We start from the raw sequence: 17,789 nt of genomic DNA on the forward strand, positions 1-17,789 counted from the left end.
GACTAGGCATAGACTCGTCCGCCTTCGTAGGCAAAACGCAGGATGAGCGGGGCATTGTTGCGCACGAAATCATCGAGTTCTTTGAGGTTCGCTTCGCTAAAGCCCTCGTGTGACACCCAATTGAATGCCGGCAAGATACACTCCGCCGTGTCAAAACCCCAATCGCGCGGGCGCTCCACAACAACCTTCACCGTGTTGTCCTCCCGGACTTCGGAATACGAAACCTGCGTATCGTCCTCAAGGCGGACATATTCCCACATCATAAGCTCGCTCCGTTCAAAGGGTTCTCTTCTTGAGCAGTATACCCGCCTGCGCAGCTACTCCACCGGCTTGAAGATGGTGGCCTGACCGAAGACGCTGCGGATGAGGTCTTTGGCCTCGTCCTCGGTCTGCGGGATGCTCGGGGCTGCGCCCTGATGGCCGAAGGGGCTGCCCGCACCGGGGTTGGACTCCCAGGGAGCCGCGGGGGCGTCGTCGCTTGCGGGGGCCGCGGGTGCCTCCGCAGCGGGCTTGGGCGCGGGCGTCGCACCCGGCACGTCGAACGGAGGCAGATCGTCCCCGCTCGCATCGCCAGCGAAGCCGCCGACCATGGCGTCGTCGTAGGGCACCTGCTCGGATTCCCACGGCGCGGACTGCGCGACAGGCTGAGCCTTCGGGGCAGCCGAGCGCTCGGGCGCACGGGGTGCGGGCTCGGTCGGGAGCTTACCCGTGGCAGGAGCGCCGGCGGGGTTGTCGGAGCGTAGCCAGGGGGCTTTGCCCAGGTCAGACGACTTGGGCGCGGGCGAGACGGGCTTGGGCGCGGGTGTCGGAGCAGCCGGTTTGGGTGCCGCGGGCTTAGGCGCCGACGGGGTCGATGCCGCTACCGGCGCCGCTTGCTGCTGCGGCGCGCTGGCGCTCGAGGATACAGGGGCCGCCGAGGACACGGGTTGCGGGTCCGCAGATGCCGCAGCCCGTGCAGATGGAGAATGCTCCTCATGTTGAGGAGCCGGCGTGCCACCCCCACCCAGGACATAGTCGACGGTACGACGACCGAAGACCGCGCAGACCGTCGGCAGGACCACCGACTGCGTATCGGCGCGACCGAGCATCTTAATGGCAAAAGTCGAACCCGCGGGGAACGAGACCGTGAGCTTGGAGCCGTCGTCGGCCGTGGCGCGGGCGTTGAGCAAAAGCCCTGCGTAGGAAGCCTGACGCGCCTTGACACGCTCGACAACCTCGGCCCATTTGCGCTGCAGCTCTCCGGCGTCCTCGACCGCGGAGGTCTCGGCAGCACCGGCGGCGGCAACCTGGGCGGCGTTGTTGGACTGGGGCTTAGGTGCCGGAGCGGTGGCAGGCGCGGGGGCCGCAACGGGCTGAGGCGTCGGAGTCGGCGCAGGCTGAGCAGCCGGAACAGCAGCACCACGGTCCCAAGGCATACCGCCCTGGCGCGCGGACGTAGCAGCGGGGGCAGCGGATGCCGCCGGAGCGGCAGCACGAGCGCCCGAAATGAGCGTCGGCTGTTGGGCAGCAGCGGGTACGGATGCTGCAGGCGCGGCGGCCTGAGCAGCAGCCACGCTCGCCGGCACCGCGGCATTGGCAACCATGGCCTCCAGGCGTGCCACGCGCTCGGCCAATGCCTCAATCGTTAAATCAGCCTCGGGACGTGCCAGACGCGTACAGGCAATCTCGAGCACCAGGCGCACGTCGCTCGCGCCCCTCATCTCCAGTGCGGCATCGTCGAGCACCGTCAGCACACGGGCCAGGCGGTCGGCAGGATGCTCGCCAAAGGCAGCGGCCTCGGCAGCAAGCGCCTCGGCCCGCTCGGAGCCGCCCTCAAACAGCTCGGCACGGGCACCGGCAACGCAGGCAACGTACACGTCACGCACATGCGCCACCAGGTCGCGCGTCAGCTCCAGCAGGTCGTTTCCTTCCTCGACCTGCGCACGGATCAGTCCATAGAGCTCGGCAACATCGCGATCGGCAATGGCGCGGGAAAACTCGCCCAGAATCTGGTCCGAAACCTCGCCTAAAAGCGAGCGGGCGTCGTCCGCATGCACAGAACCGTTGCCAAAGACGCTCAGCTGCTCCAGCGTGGACAACGCGTCGCGCATACCGCCCTTGGCATGGCGCGCCACGATAGCCAGCGCCTCATCGTCGTAATCGAAGCCCTCCTGCTCGCACACGTATGCCAGGCGACGCTCGATATCCTCGTTGCCGATGCGATGGAAATCGAAACGCTGGCAGCGCGAGAGGATGGTCTCCAGAATCTTTTGCGGGTCGGTGGTGCACAGCACAAAGATCACGTGTGCCGGCGGCTCCTCGAGCGTCTTGAGCAGCGCGTTGAACGCCGCCGTCGTGAGCATGTGGACCTCGTCGATGATATAGATCTTGTACTTGCCGCGCACCGGGGCAAAGTTGACGGAGTTGATGATTTCCTCGCGCACATTGTCCACGCCCGTGCGGGAGGCGGCATCGAGCTCGTAGACATCGGGGTGGTTACCCTCGGCAATGAGCTCGCACTCCTCGCAAGTACCGTCGGGCATGCAGCCGCTTGCACCCTCGGCGCGCGCCGCCTCGGCATTGCGGCACAGCAGCGCCTTGGCCAGAATGCGCGCCATGGTGGTCTTGCCCGTGCCGCGCGGTCCGCAGAACAGGTAGGCGTGGGACAGGCGCCCCTCGGTGATGGCGTGCTCGAGCGTCGAGACGATATGCTGCTGGCCCACCACGGAGTCAAAGGTGAGCGGGCGATACTTTCGGTACAACGATTCCATGGGTGCTCCCCCGGGTATACTGAGTCTTGTTGCCGCGGCGGCCATGCGGTCGCACGGCATACTGCATTCCATAATAACCCGTACGGCGAGCCCGCCGCGATAGGAGTCCAAAGAGCATGGCAGACGCAGAGAGCAACCTCGTTCCCTCCGAAGCAGCCGACCAGGTCGAGGTCGCGCTCGAGGAGCAGGCCGCAGCCGACGACGGCATCCTGTACCTCAACGAGTATCAGTACGAAAACGATCTGGTCACCGACTTCGCCCGCCTGGTCGCCTCGCCCAGGCGTCGCGGCTCGCTGTATGTCGCCGCGGCAATTGCCGCGCTCATCGGCATCGGCATGCTGGTGGCCGGCGGCAACTGGATCAAGTTTGGCGTCGTCTTGATCGTATTCGGCGCCTTTTTGGCCTGGTGGAGCAAAAACCTGCACCACACCCTCGCCCGCGACTTTATCGACGCCGTTGAGGCCGACGAGTCCATGGGTGGCCGCTATCGCCGCGTCGCCGCCAACGAGGACGGCCTGATGGTTTGGGGCACGAGCGGCAAGTCGCAGTTCTTCCCGTTTGAAAAGCTCGACCACGTGCTCGACGGCGAGCGCATCTTTGTGGCCATGTTCGCCGACCAGGGCGTGACGATCCCTAAGGACACCTTTGTCCGCGGCGATGCCGAGCAGTTCGGTCCCTTCCTTAAGGCGCGCATCAACAAAAAACTCCGCATCGAGACCAAACGCAAGAAGATGAAGGCAGAAAAGGCCGCTGCCGAAGCAAAACAGGGCGACAAGCCCCAGGAGACCAAGGGCAAGCAGCGCAAGCAGAAGAAGAGCAAGAAGAAGCGGTAGGCCGGCCGACACCGAAGGCGCCTCGTCCCGCGCCCGATTCCGGGCCGGGGCGCCTGGAATCGGGCGCGCGTACCGCCAATGGACCCGTTTTGCCTTGCTCTCGAGCTATTTCACTTCAAACCTTAAGAGCCTCCGCTCCGGCAGATCGGTCATCTTCATCGTGTAAGTCCCGGGAAATGCTTTCTCAAAACGGACGGTCTCGTAACCTTCGAAATAGTCGTTGGTGTTCTGCATCATAAATGGGACGAGCAACTCGTTTTCTGCCCCAACCTCCACGGCAAACGCAGCAGAGCCGCCAAGGACCGGCATGGCTTGCGTTATCAGATCGGTATTGACTACAAAATCATAGTTTGGCGCAGACTCCGGAACCAGATGCCAAACATACGCTTTGATTCCACCGTCGATATTATCCCTATTTCTGACACGCATCTTTACGGCGATAACGCACGTGATGTCGGCATCCTTCAGTCTCGTTTTCGTATCCACGGTGCCATATTTTGAATAATCGTCATGTGCTCGTTTGAGATACTCGCGCGGCGTGAGCAACTCTGCCCCGTCTATGCAAAACGAATACCCATCAGTCACCACATCCTTCGACCCCAGAAACGCTCCATCCATCGAGAGCCATTCGCCCTCCGCGTAATATTTCTCAGGAATGACCGTCCGGTTCCCGTTAACGACGCTCACCCTCATGCCCGCAAGGCCGGTAGCAGCACAGCAAAAAAGCGCGAGCGCCGATCTTCTCGTCCACAGGGTCTTCTTCATCGCGCTCACGACCTTTCCCGAACTTTCACAACGGCACCGTCGCGCATGCAGTAAACCCGATCGGCCAGTTCCTCGAGCACCTCTCCGTCATGGCTGGACAGAAGGACCTCACGACCCGTTGATGCCGCCATCGCCACAACGCGCTTGAGCATTTCAACGCCCGCTTCGTCGAGGGCATTCGTTGGCTCATCGAGAACAAGCAGCTTCGGCTTCTCCATAATTGCCGCAGCTATCCCCAGACGCTGCTTCATCCCAAGCGAGTATGCTCGGAACTTCTTTTTTTCGTCTGCATCGAGCCCCACGAGCCGCAGGGCAGAGCGAATGTCCTCGGGGGTGGCAACGCCCTTGATCTGAGCGATGAGCTCCAGATTATCGTAGCCAGACAGATATCCCAAAAAGGAAGGCGCCTCGATCAACATCCCCAGACTCGGCGGGAAAGAGATGTCCGCCCCAAGCCTTTGGCCATCGATAGAGATTTCGCCTTCGGTAGGCTTGATCAACCCGCAGACCGCTCGCATGAGCATGGTCTTACCCGAACCGTTTATCCCCTGAAGCCCGACCACAGTCCCAGGGTCAACCTCGATGGACACGTTGCGCAGGACATCGTTTTTACCCATGCGCTTCGATACGCCCCTTACGATCACACTCATATCTTGTCCCCCTTTTCTATAAGGTCGGCCCTTCGAAACCACAGTCCACCCAACGATAGGCATAACGACATAAGCCCAATTGATGACAAGACACTCGAGCCCGCCGCGATTCCCTCTTTGACAATTCCACCCCAGCGCAACAGCATCAAGGCGTTACCCAATAGCGCCCAATGTCGTGCATATGCCGAGCAGATCAGGTAGCTCATTAAAACCACAAACGAGACTGACGACCCAAGCACAAACCCAACCGCTGCCTGCGCAAACGCAAGCGCCTCAAAAGCAAATAAGAGACCTATGAAAAACGGCAGCGCATCTGCCTCGGCAGCTTTGAGAAACCACGGCGCCAAATTAGCCAGTTGAAGCGACTCACCATGAATGACCGCGCTGAACGAGGAGCTCACCACCAAGCTCCAAATCACAACAGAGCAAACCACCACGAGCAGTGAAAATGCCGTTACTGCCGCCACCAAGATAAAACGCGAGACCCACCAAAGGGTTCTTGCCCGGCATCGAACAAGCGCTTGCAAACCAAACCCGTGCAACGATTCAGTCGGATAATCGAGTGTTGTATAGAGAATAAGCAGAATGAGGAATAGCCACCCTAACGGAGGCACAAACATGACCCCGGGCCTAGGCTCAAACGGAGCAGATCCGGCAAACACGAGCGCAAGATTATCCGCAAACCCCAAGGTATCCGTTCTAACCCCATACACAGAAGACAATCCGTAGGCGTACACCAAGTTCGCAACGGTCACTGCCGCAATTGCAATAAAAGTGATGATGTTCTTCTTCAAAACGGTCCTCAGGTCCGCGGCGACCAGCCTAAACAGCATCAGACCACCTCGCGTCTTTTCCACGCCCCAGAAAAAGCCAACGAAGCAAGGGTCAATAATATGATTTCCGCAAAACCGGCTCGAATGTCTGGCCAGTTATTCAGCGATTCCGACCTGATGCTGTTGAGGATATTGCAGTTAAACCCCACACAAGCCATTACGCCGAAGATCCAGCCATTTGCAAAATGCCACGCAACCATTAGCAGATACGGGACAATTATCGCTTTGATTCTGCTACGAAACAAAATTGAGAAGCCAGTTACAGCCATGGATAAAGTCCCGAGCGTGACAGCATCGAACAGCGTGTATGCGAGCACATATGACAAAGGATGCGAATAAAATAGACCGGAGAAGTAGCTATGCAGGTAAAGTCCTACGTAAGTCGACTCATCGACCCGAGGAAGATACGCAGGAAAAAGCATCGAGACGATCAGGAAATTGACGAGCAGAGGAATGGCAGTCACTGTAAACGCGGAGAGGAAAGCAGACAGCATCTTTACGTTCACGTACGCCTTTCTGGAAACGCGCGTGCATATCTGCATGTCATAACCACTCAAACGCTCAAAGAGACACGACCAAGATCCAGCCAACATTGCAAGCAGGGGCAGTGCATAGAAAAACACCGACGCAGACAGTGGCGCGTTCGCGCTCACAACAATCCAGTTACCGAAGCTGCTTTCACGTGTTTGACCGAGATAATTTTCGGCTTGCACGCCAACGCCGTAACCAAAAGAAAGAAGGTTGTGACGCTCTTTTTCCAAATTTGCCCACGGCTCCAGCGCGGCAGCTATTGCAACTGCGACCGCAATCAAGAGAGCAAGGATAAAAGCTGGACGTCTAATCGTTTTCGACAGTTCGTATCTTGCGAGCTTTTGGTTCATACGTCCTCCTCCCCCTTCCGACCCAGAAAGCCGGAAGGGAGCCATTTCAAACAACTATGCGGGAAGCTTGTGGAAATGCCCGACGCAGTCGGGGCTCCATACACCAATAACAGTGCCGTAGCCAGACTCCGCCCATGCAGTCAGTCGCGCCGCAGATCGCCCGTTCTCACGGACGAGGTTATACATTTCCCACTGTCCCTTGTGATTCGAACGATACGTTCCCTGAGTACAATTCATGCTGCCGCTACCGCTTGTGTTATACGCACCGTCTGTATATAACCGAAGCGGATTTCCCGTATGGCCCTGGATATCCAGATAGAGCGATGAGGAATCATCCTTTTGACGGTAGCCAGTTGCACTCGTCCCGGCACATTGAAAACTAAATGCCTTATCGGCATTGTTCGTACAGGTCGTAATTCCCGTATCGGCGTTTTGAGTAATGCTGGAAACCTGAGAGGTGTCAAACTCCTCTTGTGCAAACGATGCAGCGGGAACCCCTAGGGACAGACCAGCTGCAATCACCAAGCCGACTCCGATTCGAGCAATAGCGCTCCTTGGCTTAATCATGGCCTTCTCCAATCAAAAGCGGTTAACAATGCGTCGACGCACGGCAACCTTCGCATGAATAGAGAAAGATGTCTGTAAACACCCGCTATTGAGTTGATTGCTCAGGCGTTTACACGTTATTTACCTGCGATAACAATAAAATTAGCTCCGCCTTATTCTTGATCTTCAACTGGCGGTAAGATGCAGACCGCAGCGCTTGCACCGTAGATGCAGCGTAACCGACATCCTCCGCAATGGCCTTTGTCGTTGCCCCCTCTGCCGTCATCAGCAAAATTTGCGACTGAACATCAGAAAGGGAGCGCGACGTAAGCAGGGCCAGCTGGCGCACGCGGGCCGTTTCGGTGGACCCGTTCGCCCGGTACTCCAAGACGGCCTTCTCGTCCTCAACCGAGCGGGCGAGCGCGATGTGCGTAACGAACATGGGCACAGACCAGCAAACAATCACCGTTGCCACGACGACATTGACAGCCGAACTTTGCCCCAACAACGACGCGAGGAACAACGGCTCGAAAACCGTCAGATCCTGCACCATGTTGAGCAAGACAGCCCAAACAGGAGCCGTCGCCCCGAAGCAAAGCATCCATATCCCAAGCATTTTGCGCTGCGGACAGCTTCGCATCACTATATATGTGAGCAGCACCCCCGTCAGCACCGCAAGTCCATGGATTCGCCCCCTAGCGACCGCATAGATTAAGGCAACCATGCCCATTGACACCAACGGCACGATAGCCCGAGCATGGGCATGCACCTTAAACGGACGCAGCCCAACAGCGAGCGAAGCCGTAGACGCCACGCCGCAAAACAGGACCGGCACAGCCATCAACGGAACGCGTATGCACATCAATGCCGCGATATAGATAAAAGACCATTCCACAGCAGATAGCACCGCCCATACGTACGGGCTTCCGAGCCAAATCGCTTCACCCGCTCTATCCAGCGCAGCGCCACGATTCGCTTTTCCACCCGCGTAGCGTAGCGACAGAAGCAGTCCGAGACCCAATGCGTAGCTTAAGAGGGAAAAGGCGACAGCCCGCGAAACACCGGACCCCCAATCGCTATCCGCCATTACCAAGGGCCCCGCCGCAAGGAGGATAAAGAATAATGTGAGCAGGTATCGAAACAGCCGGCGCGTTCGAGCTGATGCCACTATATCGTCAGCATGCCGCTGCGGTAGCTCATGCCCTACAGTATCGCCCTCACCCGCAAACAGCGCCACGAGCTCGCGTGAGCCCGCAACCGACGCCTTCCCGTATGCTCGGTGAAGCGTTGTTCTCACCGTCGATGGCTTCGTATCCGTCTCCTTGGCAATTTCCGCCGGCGTTTTCCCTTTGAGCAGCAGTCGAACAAACTGCTCTTCTCTAGGCGACAGGGCAGGGGAAAACACCCCTGCATCGAATGTGTCGGACGCACAGGCGATATCCGAATTGTTGTCCCGTTTCCCCCTTAGCAACATGCATACGAAGGCAGCAGCGATAACGGACCCCATCGCCAGCAATGCAATGACCACGGCATCGCTTGCGAAGTATGCCGCCTCAACAGCCGGAATAAGACCAATAGGAACTGCTACGAGCACAGAACAGGCAAACACGTCGCGCCGCCCATGGCCAAAGGCACGAGGGCGGCAAAACGGCGGGGCCACAGTCAATGCGAGATAGACCAACGGAATTAAAAGCGCAAGGCCAATTGACGCGGCCGTTACAGGGGGCATCCCCCATGGCTCGGGAACGACTCTCCATGAAACTCGACAGCAAAACAGCAGGCAAGACATGACGGCTATTGTTTCTGTAAAAATCGCGTCCTGCGGGTGACGAGTTTCCCTTTCGTCAGTCCGTGTCGACCTCTGCGTCAAAGGAGAGTCCGCCGTGCCCCAAATAACATATGAGAGAAGCAGCGACCCAACAAAGCACGAGACACACGAAACGCCATGTAACAACCAAATCGGTGCAAACACGATTGGAATAGAGTCTCCGCGAGCATAGAAAGCCAGGTCGGCCCATTCGGGAACCGTTGCAATAACACCAAGGAAAACACCGATGGCACCGAGATGCCTCGGCCTTCTCATCCCCCCCTTGCATAGCGCAGCACCATGAACAAACGCCGCGAGGCATGCGCCCAGGATAACGAGCCAGGTCATTGCACCTGACGCTAGGCCGATTGAAGATGAAAACCGGTGATAAGGGGTGACCGCCATTACGACAAGCGCAATGGCGCAGGCAAATGTAGCAGAACGGCGGGAAAAGAGCATACGGCCTCCATAGCGTGTCATTATATCGCTCGAGCCGCTCGTTTTCCTCGTCATCTGCTCGAGCGTGCTACACTAGCAGCATCTATGCCACCGCGAACGCTGGAACGGGCCCCGCTCCGTGCCCGCCGCTCGCAAACGAACTTTAAACGCACGAGGGTTGGCCATGCCGCTTTTCTCGCAACATACCGCCCGGTTCTCGCCGGACGTTCCTTTGGAGGGCACCAGCTCTCGCGAGCTGCTCAAGCGGTACCAGCCGCTCGAGACACTTGCGACCGGCGGTTTTGGCTCCATCGAGATTTGCCGCGACACGCACCTGCGCCGCCGCGTCGCCATTAAGCGCATCCCCCTTATCAACGGCGCCGGCATGCCCGCCAGCGACATCATGGATGTCCTGCGCGAGGCGCACACTGCCGCCATGCTTCAACATCCCAATATCGTGCAGGTCATCGACTTTACGCATGACACCGCCTATGCCTACCTGGTCATGGAGTATGTCGACGGTATGTCGCTGGCCGAGTTTTTGCATCGCGTGGACGGCCACTCGCTCACCTTTGACGAGGCCGCGGCCATTGCCGATGCCCTGGGCCAGGCGCTCACCTTCGCCCATAGCAATGGCGTACTCCACCTGGACATTAAGCCCGCCAACGTGCTCATCGACCACTCGGGCAATGTAAAGCTCACCGACTTTGGCATGGCGCGACTGTCGTCCGCCGGTGGCTTTGGCGGCTCGCGCGGCGGCACCATCGGCTACATGCCGCCCGAGCAGCTCGATATCGAGACCGGCACGGTCGACGAACGCGCCGATGTCTTTGCCCTTGCCTGCGTTATCTATGAGGGCTTGTGCGGCAGCGCTCCCTTTATGGCGGCCACGCCCGCCGACTCGCTCGACCGCATCATCGGCGGCGCCACCTATCCCAGCGAGCTGATACCACACTTTCCCCCGGGAGCCGAGGCCGCGCTCATGAGCGCGCTCTCCCCCATGCCGCAGGACCGCCCCAACAGCATCGAGGCATTTTGCGACCAACTCCTTGCCGGTCTGGGCAGCGTGCGCGAGGGCCGTCGCAGTCTGGAGCAAATGGTTGGCGAGCTTTCGGATGACGAGCAGGAGCTCGACGATATCGAGCCGTCGTACTACGAGGACGACGCCATCGAGGTCGACCCCGCGCTCGGCTGGGCGGGCACGCGCTGGAGCCATGCGCGCGACTACACCATGCACGCTATCTCGGCGCTAACGTGCGGCGCCTTTAGCTTTTTGCTGATGCAAACGGCCGGGGTCGCGGCGCTTCCCGGCCTGGTCATTGCGGCTATCGCGATCGGAGCGGCGGCTGGCCTGGCCCCCCAGATCGGCTCGGCCATCTCGGCTGTGGGCTTTTTGGTGCTCATGGCCAACGCCACCATGCAGGCGCAGGGCATCCTGTCGATGTTGCCCGTCGCGGTGGTCTTTGCCGCTGCCATGTCCGGTTGGTGGATCGCCTGGGGTCGCACCGAGGCTGCCGCGAGCGCCGCGCTCACCTGTGCACTCGCGCTTGGCTGTCTGACTGGCAATACCTTCCTGGCAGCTGGGGTCGCCGCCGGCGTCGCGTCATTTTGGCTCGGCCCGGCAAGCGCCGCCGCGGCAACGGGCATGGGCGTGCTTTTTGCCCGTCTGGCGACGGTCGCGCTTTCAGCCGGAGGCGTGCTGGGGCTCGGTAACGTTGCCGCAGCGCTGGGAGACCCACTCCTTTGGGCTGCCTTTGTGCTGGTAGCGGCAACTGCCGCGGCGTCATCTGCGCTGCTCAATGCCCATGCCAAGCGTGCCGATCAGGGCTCAAACCTTGCCGCAATCGCCGCCATCGCTGTCGCCGGCATCGGCTGCGCAGCGGCGTCCTGTCTTGCACACCATATGGAAATTGCCAGCCTTGCAGCCGCGGTCGCCGCCAAGGCGGCAGTTGCGGGAACCCTATCCTCTATAATCGTTGGGATATGCCTATATTTGCTCGGATACCAAAGAACCTATACGGAGAGTGATCTTTCGTGAACTTCCTGAACATCTTCGAGGACCACGTGGCCGGCATCTTCGGTGCCACCCGTGCCCCGTTCTCCTTTAAGAAGCTTGCCAAGCAGGCCGCTCGCGACATGGAGGATCAGACTCTGGTGATCAATGGCGTCAACACGGCGCCGGCACTCTATACCATCCTGATCGCCGCCGACGACGATCCCATGCTCGCCCCGTTCTACCCCGAGCTTTCGCGCGAGGTCCGCGAGTTTGTGAAAGCGCAGGCCGAAAAGCGCCGCTATGTCTTTGTCGGCGAGCCCCTCGTGCGCTTTATGATCGATCCGCAGCTGCGCGCCGGCAAGTTCTCGGTCTTTGCCGAGAACGTCGATGCCCCCACGCTCGGCCGCCTGTACGAAGAAGAGCGCGCCTATCAAAACGGTCTGGGCCAAAACAACTCCGCGGCAAGCCGTGCCGCCAGCGCCCCGCGCGCCGGCCAGCAGCAGTTTGCTGCCCCGCAGCCGCAGCGCCCCGCCGCCATGCCCCAGCAGCAGCCGACGCCTCGCGCCGCCGCTCCTGACCCGCTTGCCGTAGCAGATCCCTTCGCGCCTAGCGTCCCCGACCCCGCCGCTCCTATCCCGGTGCCGCAGACCGTCTCGCGCGACGCGCTTGCCGGCATGGGCGGAGCCGCCGCGACCGGTGCCGCCGTGGGCCTAGGCGCCGCAGCCGGCATCGCCTCCAACATGGCGAGCACTCGCGCCCCACAGCGCCCGCTCGCCCAGCTCGTCGACGTCGTGAGCGGCGAGAGCCATAGCATCACCTCCGCACAGGTGACTATCGGTCGCGAGCGCTCAGTTTCCGATATTGCCCTGCGCGACCCCAACGTATCGCGCCGCCACGCCCAGCTCACCTTTACGGGCTCGGATTGGTCGATCGAGGACCTCAATTCCACCAACGGCACACTCGTCAACAACCGCCGCATTACGCGCTGCCCGCTGCGCAACGGCGATCTGCTGACGTTTGGCCTGAGCACCTTTGAATTTAGGGGATAGTCTCTTATGAACATCGATATCGTCCTTTTTGCAGGCCGCATCGTCCTGGTCGCTCTGCTCTATATCTTCCTGTTCGCCGTCATGAAGACCGGCGTGGGACTTGTGCGCGGGCAGCGTCGCGACTCGGCTATCTGGACGATCGATGTGGACAAGGGTCCGCGCGGTATCCGCGGCATCCACGTAGACATGCTCGGCCCCGTCATCGTCGGTCGCTCGCCATCTTCGGACATCTGCATCAACGAACCGTTCGTCTCGGCCTCGCATGCGCGCTTTTCGCTGCAGGGCCCGGCGCTCATCATCGAGGACCTCAACTCGCTTAACGGCACGCTCGTCAACGGCCGCCAGCTTGTGGAGCCCGCAACGCTGCGCGAGGGCGACGAAGTCCAGATTGGCGACGTGGTCATGAAGGTGAACCGTCGATGATCGACGAGGAGAACAAGTCCGCGACTATGACCGAGGCACCGGCTGCCGCCACAGCTGCGCCGGCCCACGCCGCTCCGGCGGGCTCCGCACCCGTGGAACCCGAGGACACCGTGTTCTCCCTGCCTCTTTCGCATGTAACGCATGATATTTCGGATCTCGCCGATAACGAGGACGAAGAGGATACCGTAGCGGCGCCCATCGGCGCACATGCCGCGGAACAGCCCACAGCGCCCGAAGCAACCTCGGCGCCAGCTCACTTTGCAGAGCCTGTCGCCGCGGCAATCAACGAGAGCGCTGCGGTGTTTGCGGCACCCGAGCCCGCCGCGCCGGCGTTTCCCATAGCCCCGGCATCCGAGGTTGCGCCCGCGTCTACGCCGGCGCCCGAGGCGGGGCCATCCCCCGAGGACGGCCCTGCACCCAAGGCCCCGCAGCCTGCGCCCGCAAGCGAGTCCGATGCCGTGACCGAGCCCGCCGCCCAGTCGCAAAGCACACCCGCGCCGTCGCACTTTGCGACGCCCGAGCCTATAGACGTCAGCCCGCAAGACGACGAGTCGACCGCCTGCGCGTCCGAAGAGCCCGGCTCCCCGGACACCGGCGATTCCGAATCAAACGCCGAGACCGACACCGTCTCTCCCGGTGACACAGCCGAGATCGACGTTGCCGCCGTTGAGGCCAAGCTCAAAGACCCCGGCTCGACCATGAGCTTTGAGCCCCTGACCGAAGAGCGCATCGAGACCGACTCGACCTATGATGCCGGCACCACCACGCAACTCATGTGGGGCGCCCGCTCTGACGTTGGCTGCGTACGCCCGCACAATGAGGATTCCTACCTGGTGCAGTCGCCGCTCTTTTGCGTATGCGACGGCATGGGCGGTCACGCCGCCGGCGAGGTAGCCTCTTCCATCGCCGTCGAGACTATTGCCAAGACGGCCCCGCAGTCCGCCGACGCAGCACGCCTGGCCGCAGCCGTCGAGGCAGCCAACGCCGCCGTAATCGAGGCGGCCCTGAACGGCCTGGGCAAGCCCGGCATGGGCTGCACAGCCACTTGCGCCTATATCGAAAACGACACGCTCGCCATCGCCCACGTGGGTGACTCTCGCGCCTACCTGCTCCACGAGGGCACGCTCATCCGCGTGACCCGCGACCACTCCTACGTGGAGGAGCTCGTGGACGCCGGCGAGATTACGGCAGACGAGGCTCGCGTCCACCCCAACCGCTCGGTCATCACCCGTGCGCTGGGCTCGGACCCCGCCATGTATGCCGACCACTTCACTCTGCATATCGAGGAAGGCGACCGCCTGATCCTGTGCTCTGACGGCCTTTCGAGCATGATTCCCGATAGCGATATCGAGAACATCGCCACGCAGTCCTCAACCGCGCAAATCTGTGTCGACAACCTAGTGGACGCGGCGCTTGCCGCCGGCGGCCACGACAACGTGACCGTAGTAGTCGTTGACCTGGTTGACGATGGCGTTATGCGCGAAGCGCAACGCGTGCGTCGCCGCAACATTACTATCGCCGCCATCCTGGCCCTCGTCTTTGTGCTGGCAGCTGGCATCTGGGCCTACACGGGTGTCACCGGCTCGTACTACCTGGGTACCTACCAGGGCAATGTCGCCGTCTGGCGCGGCCTGCCCGGCAAGCCGCTCGGACTCAAGCTCCACTGGCTCGAGAGCGAAACCAGTATTAAGCTGTCCGACCTGCCCGAAGACACGCAAAACCGCCTCAAGGCGGGCATTCCGCAAACAAGTGTCGACGATGCGCAGGACACGATATCCAAGTACCGCCACCAGATCGACGAGGAACAGACCCGCCAGGTGATCGACGCGCAAACGATTCGCGACAACACCGATCAGGGATCGACCTCCGAATCAGATTCCGAGAAAACCGCCGAACAGTCCGCCGAGGCCGAAGCCTCCGAAAAGAACTAGAAAGGGAGTGCCGCTTATGAGTCGCCGCAACACCGAACTGCTCTTGCTCATCGCCTCGGCGTTCCCCGTCATCCTGCTGTATGCGATGTACGTGCTCACCGCGGGCGCCGCCATCTCCTTTGAGACGCTCGCCGTGCCGATCGGCCTCTTTGCCGCCTTCGCCGCGGCACATATCGCCGTGCGCATCTTGGCGCCCGGCGCCGACCCCGCCATCCTACCCATCGTATTTATACTTTCGGGCATCGGCATCACGTTCGTGACGCGTCTCGCCCCCGCTCTCGCCATCTCACAGCTCATCATCCTGTTTGTCTCGGTGGCGCTCATGGTGGGAACGCTTGCACTGGTCAAAAACCTCGACGTGGTCATGCGCTACAAGTACACCTTTGGCATTATCGGCATCATTCTGCTGATGCTGCCTATCTTTATCGGCACCACGATCTCGGGCTCCAAGCTGTGGATTCGCATCGCAGGCTTTACCATCCAGCCCGGCGAGTTCGCCAAGGTCTTTATCGTGCTGTTCCTGGCCGGGTACCTGGCCGAGAACCGCGAGCTGCTCTCCATCTCCAACCGCAAGATCTTGGGCTTTAAGATCCCTCGCCTGCGACTGCTGCTGCCGTTGTTTGCCGTGTGGGGTGTGTGCCTGCTCGTCGTCGTCTTCGAACGCGACCTGGGTTCTGCCGTGCTGTTCTACACCATCTTCTTGCTGATGCTCTACGTTGCCACGGGGCGCTTTTCGTATGTCGTTATCGGCCTTGCGCTCTTAGCCGTCGGAGCCGTGGGCGCCTACAAGTTCCTGTCTCACGTTCAGGTGCGTTTCCAGGTTTGGGTCGATCCGTTTAAGGACGCCCAGGGCCAGGGCTACCAGATCGTCCAGTCGCTCTTCTCGCTTGCCGATGGCGGTCTGGTCGGTGTTGGCATCGGCAACGGCATGGCCAACAACATCCCTGTCGTCGAGTCCGACTTTATCTTCTCTGCCATCGGCGAGGAGATGGGCCTTTTGGGCGGCGGCGCCGTGCTCATCCTGTTTATGCTCTTTGCCGTGCGTGGCCTCACCACGGCTGCCCGCGCTAAATCCGACCTCGCCGCCTTTAGCGCCACGGGCCTTACGGCCGCCATCAGCTTCCAGGCCTTCTTGATCGTGGGCGGCGTTACCCGCCTGATCCCGCTGACCGGCGTCACCCTGCCCTTTATGAGCCAGGGCGGTTCCTCGCTGCTGGCAAGCTTTATCATCGTCGCGCTCCTGCTGCGCGCCGGTGACGAAGCGACCGGACGCGAGGCCGAGCTTACCGGCACCGGCACCATGACCGCCATCACCGATGATCAGGTCGCATCCGCCGCCGCCCCGACGGGCACGCGCTTTGCCACCTCGTCTTCCTACGGCAGCGGCAGCCATTCCGTCGGCTCGCGCATGCGCCGTCGCCTGCTCGACACGCCTGAATCCGGTGTGCTCGGCCGCGTTGCGCTCGCCAACCGTCTAACCCGTGCGGTGCTCGCCTTTACGGCGCTGTTCGCCATCCTTATCGGCAACCTCACCTATGTCCAGGTCATCAAGGCCAAGGACTATCAGGATATGCCGACCAACAACCACACTATCGCCCGCTCCAAGTACATCCAGCGCGGTTCCATCATCACGTCCGACGGCGTGACGCTGGCCGAGTCGCTGCAGCAGGAGGACGGCACCTACGTACGCTCCTACCCCAACGGCAACCTGGCAGCGCACGTGGTTGGCTACGTGAGCCAGCAGTATGGCACCACCGCCATCGAGAGTGTCATGAACGACACGCTCACCGGCTCTAAGGATTACTCCAGCTGGAACAACGCCATCGCGTCGCTCGCGGGCCAGACCCAGCCGGGCAACACCGCCAAGCTCACCATCGACTCGCGTATCCAGACGGCGGCCGAGCAGGCGCTCAAGGGCTTTAAGGGCGCTGTAGTGGTCATCGACCCGCGTACCGGTGCGGTGCTCGCATGCGCCAGCTCGCCCACCTATGACAACACCAACATCGACGCCCTGCTGCAGGCGGGCGGCGGCGAGGACGGCTCCATGTACAATCGCGCCATGGACGCGCTGTACACGCCGGGCTCCACGTTTAAGGTCGTTACGCTTTCCGCGGCACTCGAGACCGGCACCGCCAGCCTTACCAGCACCTACCAGGCGCCCGGCTCCATGGACATCGGCAACGCGCCGGTCACCAACTATGCCAACGAGAGCTACGGCACCATCAGCCTACAGCAGGCCTTTGCCGTGTCTTCCAACGTCGTCTTTGGCCAAGTGGCAAACGAAGTTGGCGCAAACACGCTCGTGCAGTTTGCCAACGCCTTTGGCTACGGCCAAAAGCTCGGCCAGGACCTGACCTCCGCGGCCTCCATCATGGCCGACCCGTCGCTCATGACCGAGTGGGAGACCGCCTGGGCCGGCGCCGGCCAGCCTGTCGGCATGGACCACACGCCCGGGCCGCAGACCACCGTCATGCAAAACGCCGTGATTGCCGCCGCCATCGCTAACAGCGGCGTAGTCATGGACCCGTACTTTGTAGCCCAGGTACTCGCCCCGGACGGAACTGTGGTCAAGACCACGCAGTCCCGCTCGCTGGGTCAGGCCGTCAGCTCCGCCACGGCCGACCAGGTCAAGCAGGCCATGCTCGCCGTCGTCCAGTCCGGTACCGGCACCGATGCCCAGGTCCCCGGCGTCAAGGTCGCCGGCAAGACCGGCTCGGCCGAGACCGGCGGCACCAACGTCAACTCGATGTTCGTTGGCTTTGCACCTTACGATTCACCCACGGTCGCCATCTCGGTGGCCTTGGAGGATTACGACAAACACGACGTCAAGGCAGCCAAGATTGCCGGCATCGTCCTGACCGCGGCGCTCGCCGCACAGGGAGCGTGA

The 17,789-nt window shown here is 61.2% G+C and carries 14 protein-coding genes; 6 read left to right on the forward strand and 8 right to left on the reverse strand.

From position 1 onward, the window contains the following. Positions 1–2: 2 nt before the first annotated feature. Together DWY05_RS05810 and dnaX are read right to left on the reverse strand one after the other, a co-directional pair. Complete coding sequence (locus DWY05_RS05810; protein WP_117638144.1) at positions 3–263, reverse strand: hypothetical protein; 261 nt, start codon at positions 261–263, stop codon at positions 3–5. A 54-nt stretch (positions 264–317) separates the two neighbouring features. Then, positions 318–2,750 carry a DNA polymerase III subunit gamma/tau gene (gene dnaX, locus DWY05_RS05815; protein WP_158558698.1) on the reverse strand — a complete coding sequence of 811 codons (2,433 nt, stop codon included), beginning with the start codon at positions 2,748–2,750 and terminating at the stop codon, positions 318–320. A 116-nt stretch (positions 2,751–2,866) separates the two neighbouring features. Here dnaX and DWY05_RS05820 point away from each other — a divergent pair, with 116 nt between their 5' ends. Continuing rightward, positions 2,867–3,583 (forward strand): hypothetical protein, encoded by a 717-nt coding sequence (locus tag DWY05_RS05820; RefSeq protein WP_089573261.1) that lies wholly within the window; start codon positions 2,867–2,869, stop codon positions 3,581–3,583. Positions 3,584–3,688: 105 nt separating this feature from the next. Here the strand turns inward: DWY05_RS05820 and DWY05_RS05825 are convergent, their stop codons facing one another. The 6 genes from DWY05_RS05825 to DWY05_RS05845 all read right to left on the reverse strand — a co-directional run bounded on the left by DWY05_RS05825 (position 3,689) and on the right by DWY05_RS05845 (position 9,524). After that, on the reverse strand, positions 3,689–4,348 hold the full coding sequence (locus DWY05_RS05825) for a DUF5028 domain-containing protein (RefSeq protein WP_117773741.1): 660 nt from the start codon (positions 4,346–4,348) through the stop codon (positions 3,689–3,691). 5 nt (positions 4,349–4,353) lie between these two features. Further along, entirely contained in the window at positions 4,354–4,965 is a 612-nt protein-coding gene (locus DWY05_RS05830; protein WP_233504024.1) for an ATP-binding cassette domain-containing protein, read from the reverse strand. Between the two features lie 29 nt (positions 4,966–4,994). After that, a complete protein-coding gene (locus DWY05_RS05835; protein ID WP_147326479.1) occupies positions 4,995–5,792 on the reverse strand; it encodes a hypothetical protein in 798 nt (265 codons plus the stop codon). A gap of 38 nt (positions 5,793–5,830) precedes the next feature. Beyond that, positions 5,831–6,712, reverse strand: a complete 882-nt coding sequence (locus tag DWY05_RS05840; RefSeq protein ID WP_089573265.1) for a hypothetical protein — start codon at positions 6,710–6,712, stop codon at positions 5,831–5,833. 54 nt (positions 6,713–6,766) lie between these two features. Further along, positions 6,767–7,279: a hypothetical protein gene (locus DWY05_RS09900; protein WP_124785772.1), complete on the reverse strand. Its 513-nt coding sequence runs from the start codon at positions 7,277–7,279 to the stop codon at positions 6,767–6,769. A gap of 109 nt (positions 7,280–7,388) precedes the next feature. Further along, the gene (locus DWY05_RS05845; protein ID WP_158551214.1) at positions 7,389–9,524 is read right to left on the reverse strand and encodes a LuxR C-terminal-related transcriptional regulator; all 2,136 of its coding nucleotides are present in this window, start codon (positions 9,522–9,524) and stop codon (positions 7,389–7,391) included. A gap of 163 nt (positions 9,525–9,687) precedes the next feature. Here DWY05_RS05845 and DWY05_RS05850 point away from each other — a divergent pair, with 163 nt between their 5' ends. The 5 genes from DWY05_RS05850 to DWY05_RS05870 are packed head-to-tail and all read left to right on the forward strand — an operon-like array spanning position 9,688 to position 17,789. Next, the gene (locus tag DWY05_RS05850) at positions 9,688–11,541 is read left to right on the forward strand and encodes a serine/threonine-protein kinase (RefSeq protein WP_117820984.1); all 1,854 of its coding nucleotides are present in this window, start codon (positions 9,688–9,690) and stop codon (positions 11,539–11,541) included. Further along, entirely contained in the window at positions 11,538–12,548 is a 1,011-nt protein-coding gene (locus DWY05_RS05855; protein WP_117564937.1) for an FhaA domain-containing protein, read from the forward strand. Before DWY05_RS05850 ends, DWY05_RS05855 begins: the two co-directional genes overlap by 4 nt. Positions 12,549–12,554: 6 nt before the next feature. Continuing rightward, positions 12,555–12,971 carry an FHA domain-containing protein gene (locus DWY05_RS05860; protein ID WP_006235180.1) on the forward strand — a complete coding sequence of 139 codons (417 nt, stop codon included), beginning with the start codon at positions 12,555–12,557 and terminating at the stop codon, positions 12,969–12,971. Beyond that, positions 12,968–14,902 (forward strand): Stp1/IreP family PP2C-type Ser/Thr phosphatase, encoded by a 1,935-nt coding sequence (locus DWY05_RS05865; protein ID WP_117820983.1) that lies wholly within the window; start codon positions 12,968–12,970, stop codon positions 14,900–14,902. Before DWY05_RS05860 ends, DWY05_RS05865 begins: the two co-directional genes overlap by 4 nt. A 16-nt stretch (positions 14,903–14,918) precedes the next feature. Then, positions 14,919–17,789 (forward strand): FtsW/RodA/SpoVE family cell cycle protein, encoded by a 2,871-nt coding sequence (locus tag DWY05_RS05870; RefSeq protein ID WP_117820982.1) that lies wholly within the window; start codon positions 14,919–14,921, stop codon positions 17,787–17,789.

This window comes from Collinsella sp. AF23-4AC (assembly GCF_003462685.1).
Lineage (GTDB): Bacteria > Actinomycetota > Coriobacteriia > Coriobacteriales > Coriobacteriaceae > Collinsella.